General features: G+C 58.4%; 22 protein-coding genes. 1 reads left to right on the forward strand and 21 read right to left on the reverse strand.

Annotated elements, in window-relative coordinates; all coding sequences use genetic code 11:
• Window positions 1-47: 47 nt before the first annotated feature.
• The 5 genes from nhaD to CTT34_RS18025 all read right to left on the reverse strand — a co-directional run bounded on the left by nhaD (window position 48) and on the right by CTT34_RS18025 (window position 6,865).
• The gene (gene nhaD, locus CTT34_RS18005) at window positions 48-1,514 is read right to left on the reverse strand and encodes a sodium:proton antiporter NhaD (protein ID WP_159343631.1); all 1,467 of its coding nucleotides are present in this window, start codon (window positions 1,512-1,514) and stop codon (window positions 48-50) included.
• 155 nt (window positions 1,515-1,669) lie between these two features.
• Window positions 1,670-3,496, reverse strand: coding sequence for a glutamine--fructose-6-phosphate transaminase (isomerizing) (gene glmS, locus CTT34_RS18010; RefSeq protein ID WP_159343632.1), 1,827 nt, complete (start codon window positions 3,494-3,496; stop codon window positions 1,670-1,672).
• A 53-nt stretch (window positions 3,497-3,549) separates the two neighbouring features.
• On the reverse strand, window positions 3,550-4,917 hold the full coding sequence (glmU, locus tag CTT34_RS18015) for a bifunctional UDP-N-acetylglucosamine diphosphorylase/glucosamine-1-phosphate N-acetyltransferase GlmU (RefSeq protein ID WP_159343633.1): 1,368 nt from the start codon (window positions 4,915-4,917) through the stop codon (window positions 3,550-3,552).
• Between the two features lies 1 nt (window position 4,918).
• Window positions 4,919-6,037, reverse strand: coding sequence for an FAD:protein FMN transferase (locus CTT34_RS18020; protein WP_159343634.1), 1,119 nt, complete (start codon window positions 6,035-6,037; stop codon window positions 4,919-4,921).
• A gap of 27 nt (window positions 6,038-6,064) precedes the next feature.
• A complete protein-coding gene (locus CTT34_RS18025; protein WP_159343635.1) occupies window positions 6,065-6,865 on the reverse strand; it encodes an undecaprenyl-diphosphate phosphatase in 801 nt (266 codons plus the stop codon).
• Between the two features lie 201 nt (window positions 6,866-7,066).
• On the opposite strand from CTT34_RS18025, the gene CTT34_RS18030 reads away from it, so the two are divergent.
• The gene (locus tag CTT34_RS18030; RefSeq protein WP_159343636.1) at window positions 7,067-8,260 is read left to right on the forward strand and encodes a cation diffusion facilitator family transporter; all 1,194 of its coding nucleotides are present in this window, start codon (window positions 7,067-7,069) and stop codon (window positions 8,258-8,260) included.
• Window positions 8,261-8,266: 6 nt separating this feature from the next.
• Here the strand turns inward: CTT34_RS18030 and mgtE are convergent, their stop codons facing one another.
• The 16 genes from mgtE to CTT34_RS18110 form a co-directional block, all read right to left on the reverse strand.
• On the reverse strand, window positions 8,267-9,649 hold the full coding sequence (gene mgtE, locus CTT34_RS18035; RefSeq protein WP_159343637.1) for a magnesium transporter: 1,383 nt from the start codon (window positions 9,647-9,649) through the stop codon (window positions 8,267-8,269).
• A 125-nt stretch (window positions 9,650-9,774) separates the two neighbouring features.
• A complete protein-coding gene (locus tag CTT34_RS18040) occupies window positions 9,775-10,203 on the reverse strand; it encodes a F0F1 ATP synthase subunit epsilon (RefSeq protein ID WP_044628606.1) in 429 nt (142 codons plus the stop codon).
• A 24-nt stretch (window positions 10,204-10,227) separates the two neighbouring features.
• Complete coding sequence (gene atpD, locus CTT34_RS18045) at window positions 10,228-11,607, reverse strand: F0F1 ATP synthase subunit beta (protein WP_062361064.1); 1,380 nt, start codon at window positions 11,605-11,607, stop codon at window positions 10,228-10,230.
• Between the two features lie 76 nt (window positions 11,608-11,683).
• Entirely contained in the window at window positions 11,684-12,571 is an 888-nt protein-coding gene (atpG, locus tag CTT34_RS18050; protein WP_159343638.1) for a F0F1 ATP synthase subunit gamma, read from the reverse strand.
• A gap of 65 nt (window positions 12,572-12,636) precedes the next feature.
• A complete protein-coding gene (gene atpA, locus CTT34_RS18055; protein WP_159343639.1) occupies window positions 12,637-14,181 on the reverse strand; it encodes a F0F1 ATP synthase subunit alpha in 1,545 nt (514 codons plus the stop codon).
• Between the two features lie 16 nt (window positions 14,182-14,197).
• Window positions 14,198-14,731 (reverse strand): F0F1 ATP synthase subunit delta, encoded by a 534-nt coding sequence (locus CTT34_RS18060; RefSeq protein ID WP_159343640.1) that lies wholly within the window; start codon window positions 14,729-14,731, stop codon window positions 14,198-14,200.
• Between the two features lie 11 nt (window positions 14,732-14,742).
• Window positions 14,743-15,213, reverse strand: coding sequence for a F0F1 ATP synthase subunit B (locus tag CTT34_RS18065; protein ID WP_044628601.1), 471 nt, complete (start codon window positions 15,211-15,213; stop codon window positions 14,743-14,745).
• Window positions 15,214-15,289: 76 nt separating this feature from the next.
• Complete coding sequence (gene atpE / locus CTT34_RS18070; protein ID WP_007112217.1) at window positions 15,290-15,517, reverse strand: F0F1 ATP synthase subunit C; 228 nt, start codon at window positions 15,515-15,517, stop codon at window positions 15,290-15,292.
• A 65-nt stretch (window positions 15,518-15,582) separates the two neighbouring features.
• Window positions 15,583-16,410, reverse strand: a complete 828-nt coding sequence (gene atpB, locus CTT34_RS18075; RefSeq protein ID WP_058577370.1) for a F0F1 ATP synthase subunit A — start codon at window positions 16,408-16,410, stop codon at window positions 15,583-15,585.
• A 16-nt stretch (window positions 16,411-16,426) separates the two neighbouring features.
• Complete coding sequence (locus CTT34_RS18080; protein WP_159343641.1) at window positions 16,427-16,819, reverse strand: ATP synthase subunit I; 393 nt, start codon at window positions 16,817-16,819, stop codon at window positions 16,427-16,429.
• Window positions 16,820-17,039: 220 nt separating this feature from the next.
• The gene (locus tag CTT34_RS18085; protein WP_159343642.1) at window positions 17,040-17,969 is read right to left on the reverse strand and encodes a ParB/RepB/Spo0J family partition protein; all 930 of its coding nucleotides are present in this window, start codon (window positions 17,967-17,969) and stop codon (window positions 17,040-17,042) included.
• Between the two features lie 54 nt (window positions 17,970-18,023).
• On the reverse strand, window positions 18,024-18,791 hold the full coding sequence (locus tag CTT34_RS18090; protein ID WP_159343643.1) for a ParA family protein: 768 nt from the start codon (window positions 18,789-18,791) through the stop codon (window positions 18,024-18,026).
• The gene (gene rsmG / locus CTT34_RS18095) at window positions 18,791-19,456 is read right to left on the reverse strand and encodes a 16S rRNA (guanine(527)-N(7))-methyltransferase RsmG (RefSeq protein WP_159343644.1); all 666 of its coding nucleotides are present in this window, start codon (window positions 19,454-19,456) and stop codon (window positions 18,791-18,793) included. The genes CTT34_RS18090 and rsmG overlap by 1 nt, the downstream gene beginning before the upstream one ends.
• Window positions 19,453-21,357, reverse strand: a complete 1,905-nt coding sequence (gene mnmG, locus CTT34_RS18100) for a tRNA uridine-5-carboxymethylaminomethyl(34) synthesis enzyme MnmG (protein ID WP_159343645.1) — start codon at window positions 21,355-21,357, stop codon at window positions 19,453-19,455. Before mnmG ends, rsmG begins: the two co-directional genes overlap by 4 nt.
• Before the next feature lie 577 nt (window positions 21,358-21,934).
• Window positions 21,935-22,693: an amino acid ABC transporter ATP-binding protein gene (locus CTT34_RS18105; protein ID WP_159343646.1), complete on the reverse strand. Its 759-nt coding sequence runs from the start codon at window positions 22,691-22,693 to the stop codon at window positions 21,935-21,937.
• Between the two features lie 10 nt (window positions 22,694-22,703).
• Entirely contained in the window at window positions 22,704-23,375 is a 672-nt protein-coding gene (locus CTT34_RS18110; RefSeq protein WP_159343647.1) for an amino acid ABC transporter permease, read from the reverse strand.
• Window positions 23,376-23,404 lie beyond the last annotated feature (29 nt).

Consider the following 23,404-nt stretch of genomic DNA (forward strand, 5'->3'; position numbering starts at 1 on the left):
GGCGTTTTTTGCCTAGCCATATGGCTAGGCAAACGTCCAAACGACGCTTAGAACAGGTTGGCGTTGATCAGCAGATGCGCTGCAATGCTGGCGGCGTAGCCCAACAAAATGGCGGGCACCCAACGCAGATGGACCGCGAAGGTGTAGATGCCTCGAGCTTGGCCCATCAGCGCCACCCCGGCAGCAGACCCCATGGAGAGCAGGCTGCCCCCCACACCTGCCGTCAGAGTAATCAGCAGCCAGTTGCCTTCCGACATATCCGGGGCCATGGAGAGCACCGCGAACATCACCGGGATGTTATCCACCACCGCTGAAATCAGCCCCAGCACGACGTTGGCCCAAACCGGGTCCCAGCCGCCGTAGAGCGTCTCTGACAGCAAGCTCAGGTAGCCCATGAACCCAAGGCCACCGACGCACATCACGACCCCGTAGAAGAACAGCAGCGTGTCCCATTCGGAGCGGGCAATTTTGCTGAAGATATCGAACGGCACCACGCTGCCTAACTGCTCGAGCTTCTTCCAGTCGCCTCGGCGTGAGTAACGCTCACGTTTGCGCTCCAGCGAGCGGGGCAGACTGCGACGCAGGTAATAGCCAAAGAATTGCAGCAGGCCTAGACCAAACATCATGCCCATGGCGGGCGGTAAGTACAGAATCGAGTGGCACAGCACCGAGATCGCCACGGTGATCAAGAACAGAACGATGATGCGCCGGGCACCACGCTTCAACCACACGTTTTCGATCAGCGCAGCGGGCTGACGATTGACGATGAAGAAGTTCATGATCACCGCAGGCACCATGAAATTCACGATCGCGGGTACCAACAGCGCGAAGAAACCTTCGAACGGCACCTGACCGGCCTGCCATACCATCAGCGTGGTGATATCGCCAAACGGACTGAACGCACCACCCGCGTTGGAGGCCACTACCACGTTCACGCAGCACAGGCCGATGAACTTGTTATCCCCCTCGGCCACCTTCAGCACCACGGCACACATCAGCATGGCGGTGGTCATGTTGTTGGCGATGGACGAAATACCGAAGGCCAAACAGCCGGTAATCCAGAACAGGCTGCGGTAGCTAAACCCCTTACGCACCAGCCACGCGCGCAGTGCATCGAACACGCGACGCTCTTCCATGGCATTGATATAGGTCATCGCCACCAGCAGGAACAGCAGCAGCTCGGTGTACTCGAGCAGTGTCTCCTTGAAGGCGCTCTCTGCCTCATGGGGCATACCCGCCTGCACGTAGACCCACGCCACCATGGCCCAGATCAGGCCAGCGGCCACCAGCACGGGCTTGGATTTACGCATGTGGATGATTTCTTCACTCATGACCAGGGCATAGGCCAGAATGAAAATAGTGACGGAGGCAATACCGGTCAGGGAGGCGGTGAGATCGAGAGGGCCGGCAGCAGCAAAGGAGAGCGATGGAAAAGCAAATAGGCAGAGTGCGGTCAACAACCAAGCAACGCGGCAAGCAGGATGCCGAGTTGCAAGGGCGTTAGGTGGTTTCATAGCAGCGTGATCCTGGCAGGGTTAGAGAATACCGCCACGATAATAAGCACACTAACTATGTGCTGCAACGCAGCGATGGCGCATAAGATGCGGCCATTTGCCGCATCTTGTAAAGCGCTTTATTCATCCAATTGCAATTATTTGTGACGCACCGATCATTCGACGGTCACGCTCTTGGCAAGGTTACGCGGCTGGTCCACATCGGTGCCTTTCAAGACCGCGACATGGTAGCTCAGCAGCTGCAGCGGCAAGGTGTAGAGCAGAGGAGCCAGCGCTTCGTGGACGTCTGGCAGCTCCAGTACGCGAATGTCGTCTTGGGGGCTGATGCCTACCTTGTGGTCGGCAAACACGAACAGTTGCCCCCCTCGGGCGCGTACTTCCTGGAGATTGGATTTCAGCTTTTCCAGCAGGTCATCGTTGGGGGCTACCGAGATGACCGGCATCTCGCTATCCACCAGCGCCAGCGGGCCGTGTTTTAGCTCGCCGGCCGGGTAGGCCTCGGCATGGATGTAGGAGATCTCCTTGAGCTTCAGTGCGCCTTCTAGAGCAATCGGGTAGTGCGCTCCACGCCCCAGGAACAGCGCATGATGCTTTTCAGCAAACGCCTGGGAAAGCGCTTCGATTTGCCGGTCGAGCCCCAGCACCTGCTGACAGATCGCGGGCAGCGTCTGCAGGGCACGAATGATCTCTGGCTGCTCGGGCTGGCCCTTCGCTTTGCTGACGGACAGCGTTAGCAGCATCAGCGCAATCAACTGGGTGGTGAAGGCTTTGGTTGAGGCCACGCCGATTTCGGGGCCTGCGCGGGTCATCAGCGACATGTCCGACTCCCGCACCAAGGAGCTGCCGGGTACGTTGCAGATCGCCAGCGAACCGACATACCCCAGCGTCTTGGCAAAGCGCAGCGCCGCCAGCGTATCGGCGGTCTCCCCGGACTGAGAGAGCGTTACGAACAGCGTGCCTTCCGGCACGACCGGATGACGGTAGCGATACTCGGACGCCACCTCGACCTGTACCGGTACCCCGGCGTAACGCTCCAGCCAATAACGCGCGACCAAGCCAGCATGATAGCTGGTGCCACAAGCGATGATATGCACCTGGCGCGTCTTCTGAAACAACGCCTGGGCGTCCGGTCCAAAGCTTTCGACCAGCACGCTGCTAGCGCTTAGCCGTCCTTCCAGGGCGGCTTCGATGACCTTGGGCTGCTCGAAAATCTCTTTGAGCATGTAGTGACGATAGTCACCCTTGCTGGCCGCACCGTCGCCGTGTTCGAACGTTTGCACGGGGCGCTCGACCGGGTTGCCTTGCCGGTCGACGATGCGAAGGGTGCCGCCCTCACGAAGTTCGACCACGTCGCCCTCTTCCAGGTAGATAAAGCGGTCGGTGACCTGCAAAAGCGCCAGCGGATCCGAGGCTAGAAACGCTTCGTCGATCCCGACCCCGACGACCAGCGGGCTGCCTTGACGTGCGCCCACTACCACCTCAGGTTCGGCTGCGCTCATCACGCCGAGCGCGTAAGCGCCACCCAGGCCATGCACGATCTCTTGGGTCGCGTCGAACAGCGTCTTCCCCGTGGCGAGCTTTTCCGCCAGCAGGTGGGCGATCACCTCGGTATCGGTGTCCGAGGTGAAGGCATAGCCGCTGCCTTGTAGCGTCTCTTTGATCTGCTCGTAGTTTTCGATGATGCCGTTATGCACCACGGCCACGTGATCGCGACTGTGGTGCGGATGCGCATTGGCCTCGGAGGGTTTGCCGTGGGTGGCCCAGCGGGTGTGGGCGATTCCGCTGTGGCCCGGCAGCGCTTCGGCATCCAACCGCTCGGCCAACGCCGAGACTTTGCCCAAGGCGCGGTGCCGTGTTAAGTCACCGCCGTTCAGCACCGTCATGCCAGAGGAGTCGTAGCCGCGATACTCCAAGCGTTTAAGGCCTTCCAGCAAGATTCCCTGTACATTGCGCTGTGCAACCGCTGCGACGATGCCACACATAACTCTTTCTCCTAGGGCGTTCTCACGCCGTGTTATTCAACGTGTCGATGCACTTATTTAGTCGTTTTCACCGGGCGAGGCCAGTCGGGCTTTTCTAGCTGTCGGCTGCGCGTCACGGCTAGGGCGTGCTCGGCCACGTCTTTGGCGATCGTGGAACCTGCACCGACGGTGGCTCCTTTACCCACCGTGACGGGGGCTACCAACGCGGTATTGGAGCCGATGAAGGCGTTATCGCCTATCTCGGTGCGATGCTTGTTCACACCGTCGTAGTTGCAGGTGATGGTTCCCGCGCCTACGTTCACATCACGCCCCAAGCGAGCATCACCCACGTAGCTTAAATGATTGATTTTGCTACCTTCACCCACATCGGCATTTTTGGTTTCGACAAAATTACCGACTTTGGCTTTGACCGCCAAGCGCGTGCCGGGACGCAGCCGCGCGTAGGGCCCCACCTGATTCAGGCCCGCCGCCACGGTCGTGTCGATCACGCTATGGCTGTGAATCTCGCTTTCCGCGCCGATGGTGCTGTTCTTGATGACGCAGTAGGGGCCGACGCGCACGCCTTCGCCAAGCTCGACATCCCCTTCAAACACGCAACCCACGTCGATGAAGACGTCGTGACCGCAGGTGAGTTTACCGCGCACATCGATGCGTGCGGGGTCGGCCAAGGCAACGCCTTGGGCCATCAACGTCTCCGCTATCTGCTGCTGATAGGCACGCTCAAGGCGGGCCATTTGCGCACGATTATTGACCCCTTCTACCTCGATAGCCTGCTGCGGCTGCGCGGTGGCCACCTTAATGCCCTCACTGGCCGCCATGGCGATCACATCGGTCAGGTAGTACTCACCCTGGGCATTCTCTGCCGACAGCTGGGGTAGCCAGCGCTTCAATTGGGCGCTGGTCATGGCCATGATGCCGGTGTTGCACTCGGTAATCGCCAACTGCTCGTCGGTAGCATCTTTCTGCTCGACGATCGCCACGGCGTGGCCATCGCTATCGCGTACGATACGCCCATAGCCGCTGGGGTCATCCAGCGTGACGGTGAGCAGTCCCATGTGCTGCTCATCCACCTGGGTCAGCAGACTCGCCAGCGTCTCGCGGCGAATCAGCGGCACGTCCCCATACAGTACCAGCACGATGCCGCAGCCCAGTTGAGGCTGCGCCTGAGCGACCGCGTGTCCGGTGCCCTTCTGCTCTTCCTGCAACGCAAACGAGACCTTGAACTCCGCCAGCGCCTCACGCAGTTGGTCGGCACCGTGACCAATTACCACGTGAGTACGGCTAGGGTTCAAGCCGTTGGCCGTTTCCAGCACGTGCTGCACCATGGGCTTGCCCGCCAGCGTGTGCAGCACTTTGGGAAGTTGAGAGCGCATCCGTGTGCCTTTGCCCGCCGCAAGGATGACGATATCGAGGTCGTGCATGTTATTCACCTGTCTCCGTTTGGCGATTCGCCGTGGGCGCCGCCCAGGGTTCGATGCCCAATTCGTCGATCAGCGCATCACCGAAATAGTTGACGAAGGCCGGACTCGCCAGGCTGCGCCAGCGATCCCCTTCGCGTACTAGCATCAATATATTGAGATTGTTCTCGACGGCCAGCTGCATCCCCTGTTCGCTCCCGACGACGGTGAGTGCCGTGGCCCAGGCATCGGCCCAGGCGTTCGAGGGGTGAAACACCGATACCGACGCCAATTGATGCTTGATGGGCCGCCCGGTTCGCGGGTCCAGAAGATGGGAGAAGCGCTCGCCGTCGACGTCGAAGTAATTGCGATAATCGCCGGAGGTGGCCACCGACATGCCCTCCAGCGCTATCACGTGCTGTGCTTCCGGCACGCCGCTTTGCGGCACTTCGATGCCGATACGCCAGGGCGTCTGCGCGTCGATATCGCGGTAACCGCGGGCAATCAGCCCGCCACCGATATTGACCAGATAGTTGTCGATACCTTGCTGGTCTAGATACGCCGCTACGCGGTCGGTAGCGTGGCCTTTCGCCACGCCAGAGAGGTCGGCGAAGACATCGCGTAAGCGGCGCGCCTGCATCCGCTGGGTATCGACCTCTACCGCATCGAAGCCAACGGTCGCCAGGCGCTCGCTGAGTTCGGCATCGCTGGGGACTTCCTCGGGCCGCGCTTCAGGGCCGAAGCTCCATAGATTGACGACGTCGCCAATGGTGATGTCGAACGCTCCACCGCTGGCTTCTGCCACCGAGCGGCTAATGGCCATCACTTCGATCAACTCGTTGGAGAGCGGCTGCCACTCGCCAATCGGCGCACCATTGAACGCGACCAGTTCAGAGTCGTCGCGGTAGGTCGACATGGCCTGGTCCACGTCTTCCATCTCGGCCAGGATGCCCTCTTCCAGCGCTTTAGCATCGCCTTGGGTGAGCGGATCGACCAGCGTCACTTGATAGTAGGTTCCAAAAATGCCGCCTTCGAAGCGCACTGGCGACTCCAAAGGACGGTCACTCTCCGAGCAGCCTGCCAGTAGCAGTCCGACCAGTGCCACGATCCCCACACGCCCACACGCGGTTTGATAGCCCTTCATCCGATTTCCTTAATTGAACGCGCCGGGTCAGAAGTGAAAAAACCAGAGTAACCAAGCACCAAACAGTACTCGATAGACCACGAACGGCTGCATGCCTAGCTTTTTAATCACCACCAGGAAGTAGTGAATACACAGATACGCGCTGATACCCGATAACAGCGCCCCTACTAGCATAGCGGGTACGTCGATCAGGTGAGGCGCTTTGAGCAGGTTCACCGCTTCGAGCCCACCGGCCAGTACGATGACGGGAATCGAGAGCAAAAACGAAAAGCGCGCAGCGCCTTCTCGGCTCATGCCGACCATCAGCGCCGCGGTCATGGTGATCCCCGAACGCGACGTCCCGGGAATTAGCGCCAGCACTTGAGCACCGCCGATGATCAGCACGTCTTTCAAGGTCATCTGGTACTCGCTGCGAGTGCCGCGCATTTTCCAGTCGGCGTAGCCTAGCAGTAAACCGAATCCGATCAGGCTAAGGCCGATGATCAGCGTCGAACGCATGTAGCCTGCGATCAGGTCGTGGAGTAAAAAACCGACGATGCACACCGGCAAAGTGGCCACGGTGACCCAAAACGCCAAGCGCGCGTCGTCATCGACGCCGTTGCCTTTGAACGCCGTGAGGCTGCTGGCGATCATTTGCCAAATTTCTTGACGAAAATAGATCACCACGGCGCTCAAACTGCCCAAATGGAGCGCCACATCGAACGCGAGACCTTGATCTTCCCAGCGGGTCAGCACCGGCACCAAAATCAGATGGGCAGAGCTAGAAATCGGTAGGAATTCAGTGAGCCCTTGCACCACCGCCAATACCACCACTTGGAGCCAATCCATAGGTCGTCCTGTCTATGTTCTGTGTTCGATGTGTCGTTATGAAAGGAGGTTGTCTCACCTGCAGCGGCGCTTAGGATACACATCCCGCCCTGCCTTGTCCGCACCGGCAACGCCTGCGAATTCACAATAGGGTATAGAGCTTGCCCGGCGGTAAGCTACAATGGGCGTCTATTGGAAGTGTGCGTCCCTGCAAGGTACCTCATGACTCAGACCGTAGAAACGCCAGTGGTTCCCAACCACGAGCTGGATAGCCAAGAAGCCAAGCGCGTGACCTACATCGGCGCTTGGCTAGACGGTTTACTGAGCGTCATCAAAGTGGCCGTGGGCTTTTTGGTCGGCTCGGCCGCGCTCATTGCTGACGGCATTCACTCGCTCTCCGACCTCGTGACCGACGGGTTCGTACTGGCAGCCATTCATTATGGCCGCCAAGAGCCGGATAACGACCACCACTACGGCCATGGCCGTATCGAAACGCTGACCACGCTGCTACTGGGCAGCGTGCTGATTTTCGTGGCTGGGGGCATCGCCTGGTCGAGCCTCGATCGCCTATTCAGTGGCGCAGAGGTCAACGCGCCTGGACTCATCGCCATCGCCATCACCATCTTGGCACTGCTCAGCAAAGAGTGGATTTTCCGCTACACCATGCGCGTGGCAAAGCGGGTGAAGTCCAAACTGCTCGAGGCCAACGCTTGGCATTCGCGCAGCGACGCGCTTTCCACGGCGGTGGTGCTGGTCGCACTGGTAGGCGCGCAATTCGGCCTGGGCTGGCTGGACGCCGTCGCCGCGATCATCGTCGGCCTGCTGGTCGGCAAGGTGGGTTGGGATCTGCTGTGGGAATCCGCCCGCGAGCTGGTCGATACGGCTTTGCCAGAAGATATCCAGCAGCAGATGCACGACGTTGCTTGCAGCGTACCGGGGGTCGACAGCGTTCACGATCTGCGCACCCGCCAATCTGCCGGGTGGGTGATGGTGGATCTGCACGTGGTGGTCGGGCCGAAGATCACCGTGTCAGAAGCCCATGAAATCGGCAACGAAGTGAGCCGTCGCCTGCGCCATGAATTTCCTTTATTGACCGACGTGATTTTCCACGTCGACCCGGAAGATGACGCCGGCGAAGGCGACCCCAGCCGCCTGCCCGGGCTGCCGCTGCGCCCAGAAGTGGAAGCGGCGCTGAACGAGCGCTGGTACCGCCACCCGGTGTGGCGCACGCTGAACGAACTACAGCTGCACTACTTGGACGATAAAGTGTCGGTATCGCTGATCATCGGCGATGCCGTTCACCAGCCGCCTCAGTGCCTAGCGAGCCAGCTCAAGGCGCTGGCCAGCGACATCGAGTGGCTGGGCCATGTGGAAGTCATGTTCATCACCCGTGCTGCCAGCAGCGCCATGCGCTAGGTTCGGCTAGGCGCTGGCCAACACGGCGGTGGCAATGCTGAAATAGATCAGCACCCCCGAGGCGTCGATGAGCGTGGTCACCAGCGGCGCAGACGCGGTGGCCGGGTCCACGTTGAAGCGCTCCAGCACGAACGGTAAACACATGCCGATCAAGCTGCCAAACAGCACGATGGTCACCATGCTGAGCGCGACGATGATGGCCACCGCTTCACCGCCGCGCACGATCCCAATCGGGGCAACGGCAATCGCCATGGTCAGCCCTAATGATCCCGCCACCAACAGCTCACGTCCGAGCATCTTGCTCCAATCCTTTACGCCCACATCGCCAGTGGCCATGCCACGCACCATCAGCGTCGCTGCCTGCGCCCCCGCGTTGCCACCGCTGCCAATCAGTAGCGGTAAGAAGAAGACCAGCGCCACTTGCGCGGCGATGGTGTCCTCGAAATAGGCAATGCCGGCCCCTGAAAAGAGGTTGGCAAACACCAGCAGAACCAGCCAGAACACCCGTTTACGATAAAGGCTCCACAGCGGTACTCGGCTCACGCCATCCTCTAACTGCCCGATGGACATGCCCTTGTGGATATCTTCGGTGGCCTCCGATTCGGCGACGTCCATGGCATCATCGTGGGTGACGATGCCCACCATGCGACCATCGGCATCGATCACCGGCAGCGCCAGCAAATCGTAGCGGGCGACGATTCTGGCCACTTCCTCCTGCGCTTTGTCCACGGGCGTTTTGATCACATCCTTGATCATGATGTCGTCGACCATTGCGCCAGGTCGCGCGACCATCAACTGGCGCAGTGACATGGTGCCGATCAGATGGCCGTCGCTATCCAGGACATAGAGCTGATACACCGTTTCTGCATCCGGGGCGGTCTGGCGAACGCGCATCATCGCTTGTGACACCGTCATGCCACTGGCTATGGCCACATAGTCAGAGGTCATGATGGCGCCAGCGGTGCCCTCTTCATAGCTCGCCAGGCGTTTGAGATCCTCACGCTCTTGGTGCGCCATACGACGCAGCAGCGCTTCGCGGCGATCTTCGCCGAGCAAGTTGAACAAGTCCGCCCGCTCATCGGAGCCCATCTCTTCGAGCAGCTTGAGCACCTGGGTATCGGTCAGCTCTCCCACGACTTCGAGCTGGCTCTCTTTGGGCAGGTAGCCCAGCACGTTGGCCGCACGCTCGGCAGAGAGAATCGCCAACACGGCAAGGGCTGCCGACAGCGCGTCGTCCTCCTCGATCAGCTCTTCCAGCACCTCGCCAATATCCGCCGAGCGAATTTCCGCGAGCCGCTCTGCTAGCCGTGCTTTATTCGGCGCGTCTTGGGTCAGCTCTTCCAGCAGCTCGCTTTTTAGGGCTTGTAAGGCTTCTTCGTTGAGTGCCATCGCCATCTCCTTGTGTGCAGACCAGCGCCATACTGATATTCGTCTTCTTTACTATCGGGCAAAAAAAACGCCCCTTGAGCCCAGTGACGGGCTCAAGAGGCGTTTTAGTCACGCAGCGCGTGTCGTTAGCCTTTACCCGCCTTCTTACGCAACTGCTGAATCGTTCGCAGTTGGGCAACGGCTTCGGCGAGTTCAGCGGCAGCGCGGGTATAATCCAGCTCCGCTGACTTCTCGTTAAAGGCTTTCAGCGCCTGCTGACGCGCTTCTTCAGCAGCGGCCTCGTCGAGGTCGCTGGCACGCGCCGCAGCGTCTGCCAGGATCGTCACGACATCTGGCTGAACTTCCATGAAGCCGCCAGAGACAAAGAAGTTCTCTTCCTTGCCATCATCGTGGATCACGCGGATCGGGCCCGGCTGAAGCTCGGTCAGCAGCGGGGCGTGCCCCGGCAAAATGCCGAGGTCACCCATAATCCCGGAAGCAATCACCTGCTCAACCTTACCTGAGAAGATGGATGCTTCTGCGCTGACGATATTGCAAGTGAAGCTATTCGCCATAGCGAATCCCCCTAATGGACGGGATTACTTCTTCATCTGGTTGGCTTTTTCGACAGCTTCGTCGATGGAGCCGACCATGTAGAAGGCCTGTTCCGGCAGATCGTCGTAGTCACCCGCGAGGATGCCCTGGAAGCCACGGATGGTGTCTTTCAGCGACACGTACTTACCGGGCGAGCCAGTGAAGACCTCGGCCACGAAGAACGGCTGCGACAGGAAGCGCTGGATCTTACGCGCACGGGCAACGGCCAGCTTGTCTTCGTCAGACAGCTCGTCCATACCCAGAATCGCGATGATGTCCTTCAGTTCCTTGTAACGCTGCAGAACGTTCTGAACGCCACGCGCCACGTCATAGTGCTCTTCACCGACGACCAGCGGATCCAGCTGACGCGAGGTGGAGTCCAGCGGGTCGATCGCGGGATAGATACCCAGCTCGGCGATGGAGCGTGCCAGTACCACGGTCGCATCCAGGTGCGAGAAGGTGGTGGCCGGCGACGGGTCGGTCAAGTCATCCGCAGGGACGTAAACGGCCTGTACGGAGGTGATAGAACCGGTTTTCGTGGAGGTGATACGCTCCTGCAGAACGCCCATCTCTTCGGCCAGCGTCGGCTGATAACCTACCGCAGACGGCATACGACCCAGCAGGGCGGATACTTCGGTACCGGCCAGGGTGTAACGATAGATGTTATCGACGAACAGCAGAACGTCACGGCCTTCATCACGGAATTTCTCAGCGATGGTCAGACCGGTCAGCGCGACGCGCAGACGGTTGCCGGGCGGCTCGTTCATCTGACCATAGACCAGCGCTACCTTGTCGATAACGTTGGATTCGGTCATTTCATGATAGAAGTCGTTACCCTCACGCGTACGCTCACCAACACCGGCGAATACAGAGTAGCCGCTGTGCTCGGTGGCGATGTTGCGGATAAGCTCCATCATGTTAACGGTTTTACCTACACCCGCACCGCCGAACAGACCGACCTTACCGCCTTTCGCGAAGGGGCACACCAAATCGATGACTTTGATACCGGTTTCCAGCAGCTCGTTAGAGGCTGCCTGATCGGCATAGCTCGGGGCCTTGCGGTGGATCGGCATGCGCTCTTGCTCACCGATCGGGCCAGCTTCATCGATCGGCTCGCCGAGCACGTTCATGATGCGACCCAGCGTTTCCTTACCGACCGGTACGGAAATCGCGGCACCTGTGTTGGTTACGTCCAAGCCACGTTTCAAGCCCTCGGTGGAGCCCATGGCAATGGCGCGTACTACGCCGTCGCCCAGCTGCTGCTGGACTTCGAGGATGGTCTCAACGTTGGAGACCTTCAGCGCGTCGTAGACCTTGGGCACAGAGTCCCGCGGAAACTCTACGTCAATCACCGCGCCGATGATTTGTACGATACGTCCGCTCATCTTGGTTCCTCTCAAAAACCTGCAAATGAAACCTGTCTGCCGGGAGCCACCTAAGCGATGGCAGGCTCCCTAGGCGTTATACGGCTGAAGCGCCGCCGACGATCTCGGAAATTTCCTGGGTGATGGCGGCCTGACGGGCCTTGTTGTACACCATCTCCAGATCGTCGATCAGGTTGCCCGCGTTATCAGTGGCACTCTTCATAGCGATCATTCGGGCGGCCTGTTCGCACGCACCGTTTTCGACTACCGCCTGATACACCTGCGATTCGATGAATCGAACCAACAGGCTGTCTAGCAACGCCTTGGCATCCGGTTCATACAGGTAGTCCCAGCTTCCGGGACGGGCGTTTTCTTCGTCATGCTTAGCGTCTGCGCCCATATCGGACGACAGAGGAAGAAGCTGACGCACGACGGGCCGCTGGGTCATGGTGTTCACGAACTCGTTATACACCACGTACAGACGGTCCAGGCGTCCTTCGTCATACGCTTCGAGCATGACCTTGACACTACCGATCAAACCCTCGACGGTCGGTGCTTCCCCTAACCCGCTCTTGGCCGCAATCAAATTGCCGCCGTAGTTGCGGAAGAAAGCGCCGGCTTTCGAACCGAGGGCGCAGAAGTCTAGCTCAGCGCCTTGCTGCTTCCAGGCAACGGCGTCTTTCACCACTGCCTTGAACAGGTTGACGTTCAAGCCGCCACACAGGCCGCGGTCGGTGGAGACCACAATGTAACCAACGCGCTTCACCTCGCTACGCTCGACCATGTAGTCGTGCTTGTACTCGGGGTTTGCGTCGGCAATGTGGCCTACCACGTTACGAATCTGCTTGGCGTACGGCTGGCCAGCCTTCATCAGATCTTGCGCTTTACGCATTTTCGATGCAGCCACCATTTCCATGGCGCTGGTAATCTTCTGCGTATTTTTAATGCTCCCGATCTGGGTGCGTATCTCTTTTGCAGCTGCCATAGCGATCTACCTTTCGTTCGTGGCTCTCAGAAAGCATGCAAGCCCGCCCGCAGGCGGGCCGGACATTACCAGCTCTGAGTCGCCTTGAACTTCTCGAGACCTGACTTCAAGCCGTCCTGAATCTCGCCGTTGTAGTCGCCGGTCTGGTTGATCTTGTCGAGCAGCTCGCTGTGCTCGGACTTCATGTAGTCGTGCAGGGCACGTTCGAAGTCCAGCACCTTGTCGACGCTCACGTCATCCAGGTGACCTTCGTTAGCGGCGTACAGCGACAGCGCCATTTCTGCAACTGACATCGGCGAGTACTGCTTCTGCTTCATCAGTTCGGTAACGCGTTGACCGTGCTCGAGCTGCTTGCGGGTCGCTTCATCCAGGTCAGAAGCAAACTGCGAGAATGCCGCCAGTTCGCGGTACTGAGCCAGAGCCAGACGCACACCGCCACCCAGCTTCTTGATGATCTTGGTCTGCGCAGCACCACCTACACGAGAAACCGAGAGACCTGCGTTGATCGCCGGACGGATACCGGAGTTGAACAGGTTGGTTTCCAGGAAGATCTGACCATCGGTGATGGAGATAACGTTGGTCGGAACGAACGCCGATACGTCACCACCTTGCGTTTCGATGATCGGCAGTGCGGTCAAGGAACCGGTTTTGCCCTTCACTTCGCCGTTGGTGAACTTCTCGACGTAGTCGGCGTTGACGCGCGCAGCGCGCTCCAGCAGACGTGAGTGGAGATAGAACACGTCACCCGGGTAAGCTTCACGGCCCGGCGGACGACGCAGCAGCAGCGATACCTGACGGTAGGCAACGGCCTGCTTGGAGAGATCGTCATACACGATCAGTGCGTCTTCACCGCGGTCACGGAAGTACTCGCCCATGGTGCAGCCAGAGTAAGCGGCCAAGAACTGCATCGGTGCCGGGTCGGCAGCGCCAGCAGCCACGACGATGGTGTGTTCCATCGCGCCGTGCTCTTCAAGCTTGCGCACCACGTTGGCAATGGTCGACTGCTTCTGACCGATGGCGACGTAGACACAGGTCACGCCTTTGCCTTTCTGGTTGATGATCGCATCGATGGCAATGGCAGATTTACCAATCTGACGGTCACCGATGATCAGCTCACGCTGACCACGACCGATTGGCACCATGGCGTCGATGGATTTCAGACCGGTTTGGATCGGCTCGTCAACGGACTGACGGGTAATAACGCCAGGCGCTACTTTTTCTACCGCGTCGGTCAGTTTGGCGTTGATGTCGCCTTTGCCGTCGATGGGGTTACCCAGCGCATCGACCACACGGCCCACCAGCTCGGGGCCTACCGGCACTTCCAGAATGCGACCGGTACACTGGGCGGTCATGCCTTCTTCGAGCTGCAGGTAGTCACCCAGGACAACGGCACCGACGGAGTCACGCTCCAGGTTCAGTACCATGCCGAAGATGCTGTTGGGGAATTCGATCATTTCACCAAACATCGCGTCTTCGAGGCCGTGAATTTTCACGATACCGTCGGAAACGCTGACGATGGTGCCCTGATTACGGGCTTCAGATGCGACGTCAAGCTTCTCGATTCGCTGCTTGATGATGTCGCTGATCTCGGAAGGATTCAGTTGCTGCATGCCATGTCCCTCAGACTCAAGCGGTCAGCGCTTCGGAAAGTCGGTTCAATCGACCACGCACCGAGCCGTCAATGACGGTATCGCCGGCACGCAGGATGACACCGCCAATCAGCGCCTTGTCCACCTGAGTAGTAATGGAGATTTCGCGATTCAGACGTTTCTTGAGCGCGTTTGCTAGCTTGGTCTGCTGTTGGCTGTCCAGCTCGTAGGCGGACGTGACCAATACCTCGACCCGCTGCTCATGATCGGCACGCAGGTGCTCGAACTGTTCAGCGATGAAGGGCAGAGCCATCAGACGACCTTGGTCGGCCAGGGTATCCAAAAAGCGCGACACGTCAGTGCTCTGCTCCGGCAACATATCGGAGAGCAGGGCGACCTTTTTGTCGTTCTCGAGCTTTGGACTGCCCAGCAAGCGACGTACATCGCTGTTGGCAACCGCTGCGCTTAAAAAACCCAGCGCTTTGGACCAGCTATCAAGCGCCTCATGATCACGCGCGTATTCAAACGCCGCCTTAGCGTAAGGACGAGCGACGGTAAGTAATTCCGCCATGGGTCACCTCCTTACAGTTCAGCAGCAAGCTCATCAAGTAACTTGCGATGTGCTTTCTCGTCGACCGAAGCTTCGAGGACACGCTCGGCACCTAGGATGGCGAGGTGAGAAACCTGGGCACGAAGCTCGTCTTTTGCACGATTCACTTCTTGCTCAATTTCGGAACGAGCGCTTGCCATCAGGCGTTCGCCTTCAGCGCGAGCCTGTTCGCGTGCTTCTTCGATCATTTGAGCAGAGCGCTTGTTGGCTTGCTCGAGAATTTGAGAAGCCTGCTCCTTGCTTTCACGCAGCGTTTGCTCGGCACGCTCTTGAGCTAGCTCAAGGTCGCGCGTCGCACGGCTGGCTGCGTCCAAGCCATCAGCAATTTTCTTCTGACGCTCGTGAAGCGCGTTGCTGATCGGAGGCCACACATACTTTATGCAAAACCAGACAAAGATCGCGAAGGCGATCGTCTGCCCGATAAGCGTCATGTTGATATTCACAGGGATGTACCTCTGACAAGTTCGTGGCGACCGGAGTGAAACAAAACCGAGCGGATGGCCGCTCGGTCAAGCTGCATTAACCGGCGACAACGAAGATCAGGTACATCGCGATACCAACACCGATCATCGGAACGGCGTCTAGCAGACCGGCCATGATGAAGGTTTTGGTTTGTAGCTGGTCACCCAGTTCCGGCTGACGCGCAGTCGACTCAAGCAGTTTGCCGCCCAACAGAGCGAAGCCAATGCCGGTAGCCAGTGCGCCCAGACCGATGATGATGGCAGCTGAGAGATAAACCATTTCCATGATGTTGCTCCTGAGTTTAAGTTTTGGTTAAGGGTTGAGGGTTAATGAAAACGTCGTTGCTTGGTTTAGTGGTGTTCGTGCGCCGCGCTGAGGTAAACCACCGACAGCGTGGTGAAAATAAAGGCCTGCAGCGTTACCACGAGGATGTGGAAGATGGCCCATGGCACGTCCAACAGCCAGATTGCCCAGAACGGCAGTAGCGCAATCAGGATAAAGATAACTTCACCGGCAAACATGTTACCGAACAGACGCAGGCCGAGACCCAGCGGCTTCACCAGCAGGCCGATCACTTCAAGTACCAGGTTGAAGGGAATCAGCGCCCAGTGATTGAACGGCGTCAGTGACAGCTCTTTGGCGAAACCACCGGCACCTTTGACTTTGATGCTGTAGTAGATGATCAAACAGAACACGCCTAGCGCCATACCCAGCGTGGCATTCGGATCCGTCGTCGGTACGATTTTCATGTACTCAACGCCCAGACGCTTGAAGAGCTCGGGACCATAGTCGACCGGTATGATCTTCAGCGTGTTCATGAGCAGAATCCACACGAACAGCGTCAGCGCCAGAGGAGCAATGATGGGGTTGCGGCCATGGAACGTGGCCCGTGTGAGGTTTTCGATGAACTCAACGACCATCTCAACGGCATTTTGCAGACCGCTGGGAACGCCGGTGGTCGCCGCTTTACCGGCTTTACGGAAAATCCAGATGAACAGAAGGCCCATGGCGATGGACCAGCCCATGGTGTCCAGGTGAATGGCCCAAAAGCCCATTTCACGAGCTTCTTCGGCGGAGTGCGCCAGCGACCAGCCATTCTCTGGGTGTTTACCAAAGGTCAGGTTCTGCAAGTGGTGCTGGATATAGTAAGTCGACGAGACTTCGTTTCCTGCGGCCATAGACATGTCACCTCAATCAGTTGTGCGATTTTCCAGGCATTAACCAAGGCGCAAGCCAATGCGTTAGAACAACCGCAACATAAGCACTAAAAAAGAAAGCGGGGTTTGAGGGGGGCACTACCACGAACACCAGTGCAAACAGCGCCACCGTCAAACCAAACTTGCCTGCTTCGGCGCGAAACAGGTCCATCGCAACCGATCCCCGGCGCGTATTACGAAAAATCCCCAACCGCTGTATGAAGAAAGCGTGCGGTAGCAGAGCTACCAGGGCTCCCGTGATGACCGATACGACTCCAGACACCTGAGCAGCGAAGTAAGCGAGCAGCGCACCGAAGAGCATGACCACGAGCTGGGCGCAGATAAGCCGGACAACGTAGGCTCGCCGACGCTGGGTTTCAATTCGCTGCATATGCATTCAACATCGTGCCTGTTGGCACGTGATTCCTCAGCGCGTTAGACAGGCTGCTGGGAATACGCCTTTCGACACACCTGTCAGCAACCTGCACAAATCTTGCGCGATTATAGGGAAGCGCTATCACACCTTCAACCGAAGTTGCACGGATTTCGCGCGTTTCAGCGCCGACTTGCGACCAAAGGGTGAAAAATTGACCGTATCTTTCATTAGCCTGCTATTTAATGTGCGACAGGATGCCGTCCAACTCTTCGAGACTGGTGTAGCGGATGGTGACCTTCCCCTTGCCTTTTTGGCCATGATCGATCGACACCGGCGCGCCCAGCAGTTCACCTAAATGTGTCTCGAGTCGGGCGACATCCGGCGTTTTGGGCGATTGTTTGGTGGGGGCGACAGGCGCCTGTTGCGTTTGTACCTTTTTCACCAACGCCTCGGTGTCGCGTACGGTGAGGTCTTTATTGACCACTTCATGGGCGACCTGGCGCTGTTGGGCGCTGGTGAGCGATAGCAGCGCTCGGGCGTGGCCCATATCGAGATCCCCTCGCTCCAGCAGCGTCTGCACTTCCGGGTCGAGGGCAAGCAGGCGCAGAAGATTGGCGACCTGAGTGCGGGATTTCCCCACCGCGTCGGCGATCTGCTGCTGCGTCAGCTCGAACTCCTCGCCCAGGCGCTTCAAGGCCAGCGCCTCTTCGATCGCGTTGAGGTTTTCCCGCTGAATGTTCTCGATCAGCGCCAGCGCCAGTGCTACCTCATCGCTGACGTAGCGGATCACGGCAGGAATGACGTCGAGCTCGGCCAGCTGTGCCGCGCGCCAGCGGCGCTCACCGGCAATGATTTCGTAACGGTCGTTGCCAATGGGACGCACGACGATGGGCTGCATCACCCCTTGGGCGCGAATGGAGTCGGCAAGCTCTTCCAACGCTTCGGGCTGAATGTCCCGACGCGGCTGATACTTGCCCCGCGTCAGTTGCCCAAGCGGCAGGCGTTCTAAGCGTTCGGCGGTTGCATCATCCGGCATGCCCTCGGGCAGCGGCGTCTCTGCGTTCTCCAGCGTCGTTCCGCCGGTGAGATCCAAACTGTCACGACGACGGGCGCCCGCACCAATCAGGGCATCCAGGCCACGTCCTAGCGCGCGTTTACGCGTCATTCGCTTTCCCTCGTACTGTTTCGTTACGTACTTTGAACGCCACGGCAGCCACCGTTACAACGACAGGCGCCGAATCATCTCTTTGGCCAGCACGCGATAGGCCTGGCTGCCCCGCGAAAAACGGGCATATTGGGTCACAGGAACGCCATGGCTCGGCGCTTCAGCGACTTTGACGTTGCGCGGAATGGTCGTTTTGAGCAGCGCGTCGCCAAAGAAGTCGCGCAGCTGCTTGTCCACTTCCCGAGTGAGGCTGGTGCGTTTGTCGTACATGGTGCGCAGAATGCCGGAGACGGCAAGCTCAGGATTCACGCTCTGCTTGATCTGCTCCACGGTATCCAACAATGCCGAGAGACCTTCCAATGCATAAAACTCGCACTGCAGCGGAATCAGTACGCCGTGGGCTGCCGTCAGGGCATTCACGGTCAGCATGTTCAGCGACGGCGGGCAGTCGATCAGCACCACGTCGTAATCGTCGGCGACGCTGGCAAGGGCCAACGACAGCCGGCTTTGGCGCTGTTCGCTATCCAGTAGCTCCACTTCCGCCGCGGTCAGATCACCGTTACCAGGCAGCACATCGTAGTGCACCGGCAGCCCGCGCACGATGACGTCCCGGGCGGTGGCTTCACCAAGCAGCACGTCGAGTACGCTTTTCTCGAGGTCGTACTTGTCGATCCCGCTGCCCATGCTGGCATGCCCTTGGGGGTCGAGATCCACCAGCAGCACGCGGCGATCCAGAGCCGCTAGGCTCGCGGCCAGGTTAACGGCTGAAGTGGTCTTGCCCACGCCGCCTTTTTGGTTGGTCAGGGCAATGATCTGGCTCACTACTCAACTCCTTTTGGGGTCAGGATCAACAGCTGCCGCTCGGCGGTTTCGAAGGGTACATTCAACAGGTGGCGCTCACTCAGTGCAATGCCTTCTGGCAACTCACGCAGCTCGTCATCGGCACCGGGTCCTTTCATCGCTAACCACTGGCCGTGGGCGGCGGGCAGCGCGCGGGTCAACATTACGAAGTCGACCAAGCTAGCAAACGCCCGTGAGATGACTTGATCGAACGACTGCCCGGCGAACTGCTCGACGCGGGCTTGGGTCGGGGTCACGTTGGTCAGTGACAGTTCCATCACTGCTTGGCGCTGAAAACGTACTTTTTTGCCATTGCTATCCAACAGCGTGACCTGCAGCTCGGGATTCAGAATGGCCAATACCAACCCCGGCAGTCCTGGCCCCGCACCCACGTCGAGAAGCGCTGGGCCATGAACGTAGGGCGCCACGGCGGCGCTATCCAGCACATGGCGCGAGACCATCTCTTCGACATCGCGCACTGCGGTGAGGTTATAAGCCCGATTCCACTTGTGCAACAGCGCCAGTAGCCCGAGCAGCTGCTCTCGCTGTGCTGCCGTCACGGATACGCCCAAATCGGCCAGTCCTTGATCCAACTTGGGCGCTACGGGGGTGGGCAACAGATCGATCAATGGCTGTAGTGCGCTCATCCGTTGGCGACCTCGGTATGGCTGACCAAGCAGCGCTTTTTCAGGTGAATCAGCAGAATCGATACTGCCGCTGGCGTCACACCGGAAATACGCGCGGCTTGCGCGAGGGTTTCCGGACGCGCTGCGCTGAGCTTCTGGCGAATCTCATGGGACAGCCCTTCCACCTTCTGATAATCCAGCTCGGCGGGCAGTGGGGTCGCTTCATGGCGCTTTAGCTTATCGATCTCATCCTGCTGACGGTCGATATAGCCTTGATATTTGGCTTGAATTTGCACCTGTTCGGCGACCGCGTCGTCGTCGATACCGCCGTGTTCCATGCCGGGTAACGCTGCGATATCGGCATAGGTCAGTTCGGGGCGCTTTAGCAAATCACTCAGGCTGTACTCACGCGGCAGTGGTTTACCGGTCTTTTCGGCAATCTTTGCGGCTGCCGGGCTGTTGGGCTGCACCCAAGCAGTGGCCAGGCGCGCCGTTTCGCGTTCGATGGCGTCACGCTTTTGGCTGAAGGCTGTCCAACGGGCATCGTCGACCAGACCCAGCTCGCGGCCCTTTTCGGTTAGACGCAGATCGGCATTGTCTTCGCGCAGTAGCAGACGGTACTCCGCACGGGACGTGAACATACGATAGGGCTCTTTGGTGCCCATAGTGATCAAGTCGTCTACCAGTACGCCCAAGTAAGCCTCATCACGACGTGGATACCACGCCTCGAGTTGCTTGGCGCGGCGAGCGGCGTTCAGGCCCGCCAGTAGCCCTTGGGCACCCGCTTCTTCGTAACCGGTCGTGCCGTTGATCTGTCCGGCAAAAAACAGGTTGTGGATAAATTTCGTTTCCAGCGAGTGTTTCAAATCCCGTGGATCGAAGAAATCGTACTCAATGGCGTAGCCAGGACGCGTGATGTGCGCGTTTTCTAACCCTTTGATCGAGCGCACCACCTGCAGCTGCACATCAAACGGCAGTGAGGTTGAGATGCCGTTGGGGTAGAGCTCGTGGGTATCCAGGCCTTCAGGCTCGATGAATACCTGGTGGCTCGACTTGTCGGCAAAGCGGTGCACTTTGTCTTCAATCGACGGGCAGTAGCGCGGGCCGATCCCTTCGATTACGCCGGAGTACATTGGCGAGCGATCTAGGTTACCCAGGATGATCTCGTGGGTACGCTCGTTGGTGTGAGCAATATGGCAGCTCACCTGCTGGGGGTGCATTTCCCGCGAGCCGAGATAAGACATCACTGGCGTTGGCGTATCGCCCGGCTGCTCTTCCAACTGCGAAAAATCGACGGTCTTGGCGTCGATACGCGGCGGCGTGCCGGTTTTGAGCCGGTCAACGTGAAACGGCAACGCACGTAGACGTTCCGCTAACGCGTTGGAGGGCGGATCACCCGCTCGGCCGCCTCGGCTTTGATCCAACCCGATGTGGATCACCCCACCTAGGAAGGTGCCGGTCGAGAGCACGACGGACTCCGCGTGAAAGCGAATGCCGGTTTCAGTCACGACGCCGCGTACGGTGTCGTTATCCACAATGAGATCGCCAGCCGCCTGCTGAAAAATCGTCAGGTTGGGCTGGTTTTCCAACATGCCGCGAATGGCGGCTTTGTAGCGAATGCGATCGGCTTGAGCACGAGTTGCGCGTACTGCGGGCCCTTTACGTGCGTTGAGCACGCGAAATTGGATGCCGCCTAAATCCGTGGCTAGCCCCATTGCACCGCCGAGTGCATCGATTTCTTTCACCAAATGGCTCTTGCCAATGCCGCCGATGGCGGGATTGCACGACATTTGGCCGAGCGTCTCGATGTTGTGGGTGAGCAATAGGGTTTGACAGCCCATACGAGCAGAGGCCAGTGCGGCTTCAGTTCCCGCATGGCCACCGCCGATGACAATCACGTCAAAGCGGTCGGGGTAGTTCAAGAGACACCTCGTCTTGCGCCTGTTGGCACGGATGATGTGGTCAGCGATTCAGCGCTGTTGGAATAAGCCCGCCAGTATAAACCTCCTGTGGGTAACCGTCAGGTTTTTCCACACCCCAATCTAAGGGTTCAGTCTTTATTAATAACAAAATAAAAATAAATAAGAGAAGTTCTGTTGATGTAGTAACTACTGGTGTGGACAAAATCTGTTGATAAGTGAGTATATCTTATATTTATCAATATTTTACATTGTTGACCTTTACGTGATTAAAGCGCGGAGTCCCTGCGTAGAAGCGGTGATGGAGCTGTGGATGAAACGTCGATTTACCCACAGCGCTGCCTGACAACGGGTTATCCACCTATGAATACCGCGCTTGTTACCGCACCTGTGAACAAGTGCGTTGGCATTACCGTTGTGCTTGGAGAAGTGCACATGCTGGGGGCTGTGGCGATATAGCCGGGTGTGTGTAAAAAATAGTATCCACAGGCAAAAAAATGGCCTGTCAGGAAGACAGGCCATCGGGTGAGTCGCTTTTTATGCTGTTTTTGCCCTGAACAGAGCGGAAATCGAGAGCGTATTAGTGTTTGAGTACGCGCGCCAAAAACGACTGGGTGCGCTCGTGTTGAGGCGCATCAAAGAGCTGTTCGGGTGGGCCTTGTTCGGCAATTTCGCCCTTATGAATAAAGATGATGCGGTCGGCCACCTCACGGGCAAAGCCCATCTCGTGGGTAACGATCACCATGGTCATGCCCTCTTTGGCAAGCTCACGCATGGCATCCAGCACTTCACCAATCATCTCGGGATCGAGGGCTGAGGTTGGCTCATCGAACAGCATGAGGCGCGGTTCCATCGCCAACGCACGGGCCAGCGCCACCCGCTGCTGCTGGCCGCCGGAGAGCTGACTTGGGTACTTGTCGGCCTGATCGGCAATGCCGACACGCTCCAGCAGCCGCTTGGCAGTCTCTTCGGCGTCCTGGCGGCTCCAGCCGCGCACCTTCATCGGTGCGAGCGTGATGTTGTCGAGCACGCTCAAGTGGGGAAACAGATTGAACTGCTGAAACACCATGCCCACTTCGGTGCGGATGGTTTGCAGCGCCTGACTGCTTTTACCATTGGGTAGCAGCGTATTGCCGTCCACATCCAGGCTGCCTGACTGAAACTCTTCCAAGCCGTTGATACAGCGAATGAGCGTGGATTTACCGGAACCGCTGGCTCCGATGACCACGACGACTTCACCCGGCACGATCTCCAGGTCGATGTCATTGAGTACGTGCAGGTTACCAAAGTGCTTGTGGAGCTTTTGCATACGCACAATAGGCGTTTGAGTAGAGGTCATTGTGCGCTCCTTATTGGCCGGCGAGGCCGCGGCTTTCGAGTTGACGCAGCACCAGTGAGAGGGTCCAGGTAATGGCGAGATACATCAATGCCACCATGAAGTAGACCTCCAGCGCGGTGAAGGTGGTGGCGATATAGATCTGCCCTTGACGTACCAGCTCACTGACCCCGATGACGGAGAAGAGCGAGGTATCTTTGATACTGATAATGCCCTGGTTGCCCAGCGGTGGAATCATACGGCGCAGGGCTTGGGGCCAAATGACATACCGGAAGGACTGTACTCGGGAGAGGCCAAGCGATAGCGATGCTTCCCGCTGGCCGCGCTCGATGGACTGCACGCCGCCGCGCACGATCTCAGAGATATAGGCACCGGAGTTGACGGCAATGGCTGCAATACCGGCGACCAACGCGTTGATAGGCCCGCCCAAGAGCTGTGGCAAGCCATAAAAAATGAACAGTACCTGCACCAGAATGGGCGTACCACGGAACACTTCGATATAGACGATGGCTGGCCAGCGTAACCAGCGCACCGGGCTAATGCGCAAAAGACCAAAGAAAATGCCGATGAAAAAACCAATCGCCAGACCACCAAACGAAATCAGTAGGGTCCAGGGAATACCGGGTAACAAATAGGGGATCGAGCTAAACGCAGCCGACCAGTCGAACTGAAAGTTAACGTCCACGCGTTATCTCCAGGCAAGAGGAACAACGA

Origin of the sequence: Halomonas meridiana (assembly GCF_009846525.1) — a bacterium.
Classification (GTDB): Bacteria; Pseudomonadota; Gammaproteobacteria; order Pseudomonadales; family Halomonadaceae; genus Vreelandella.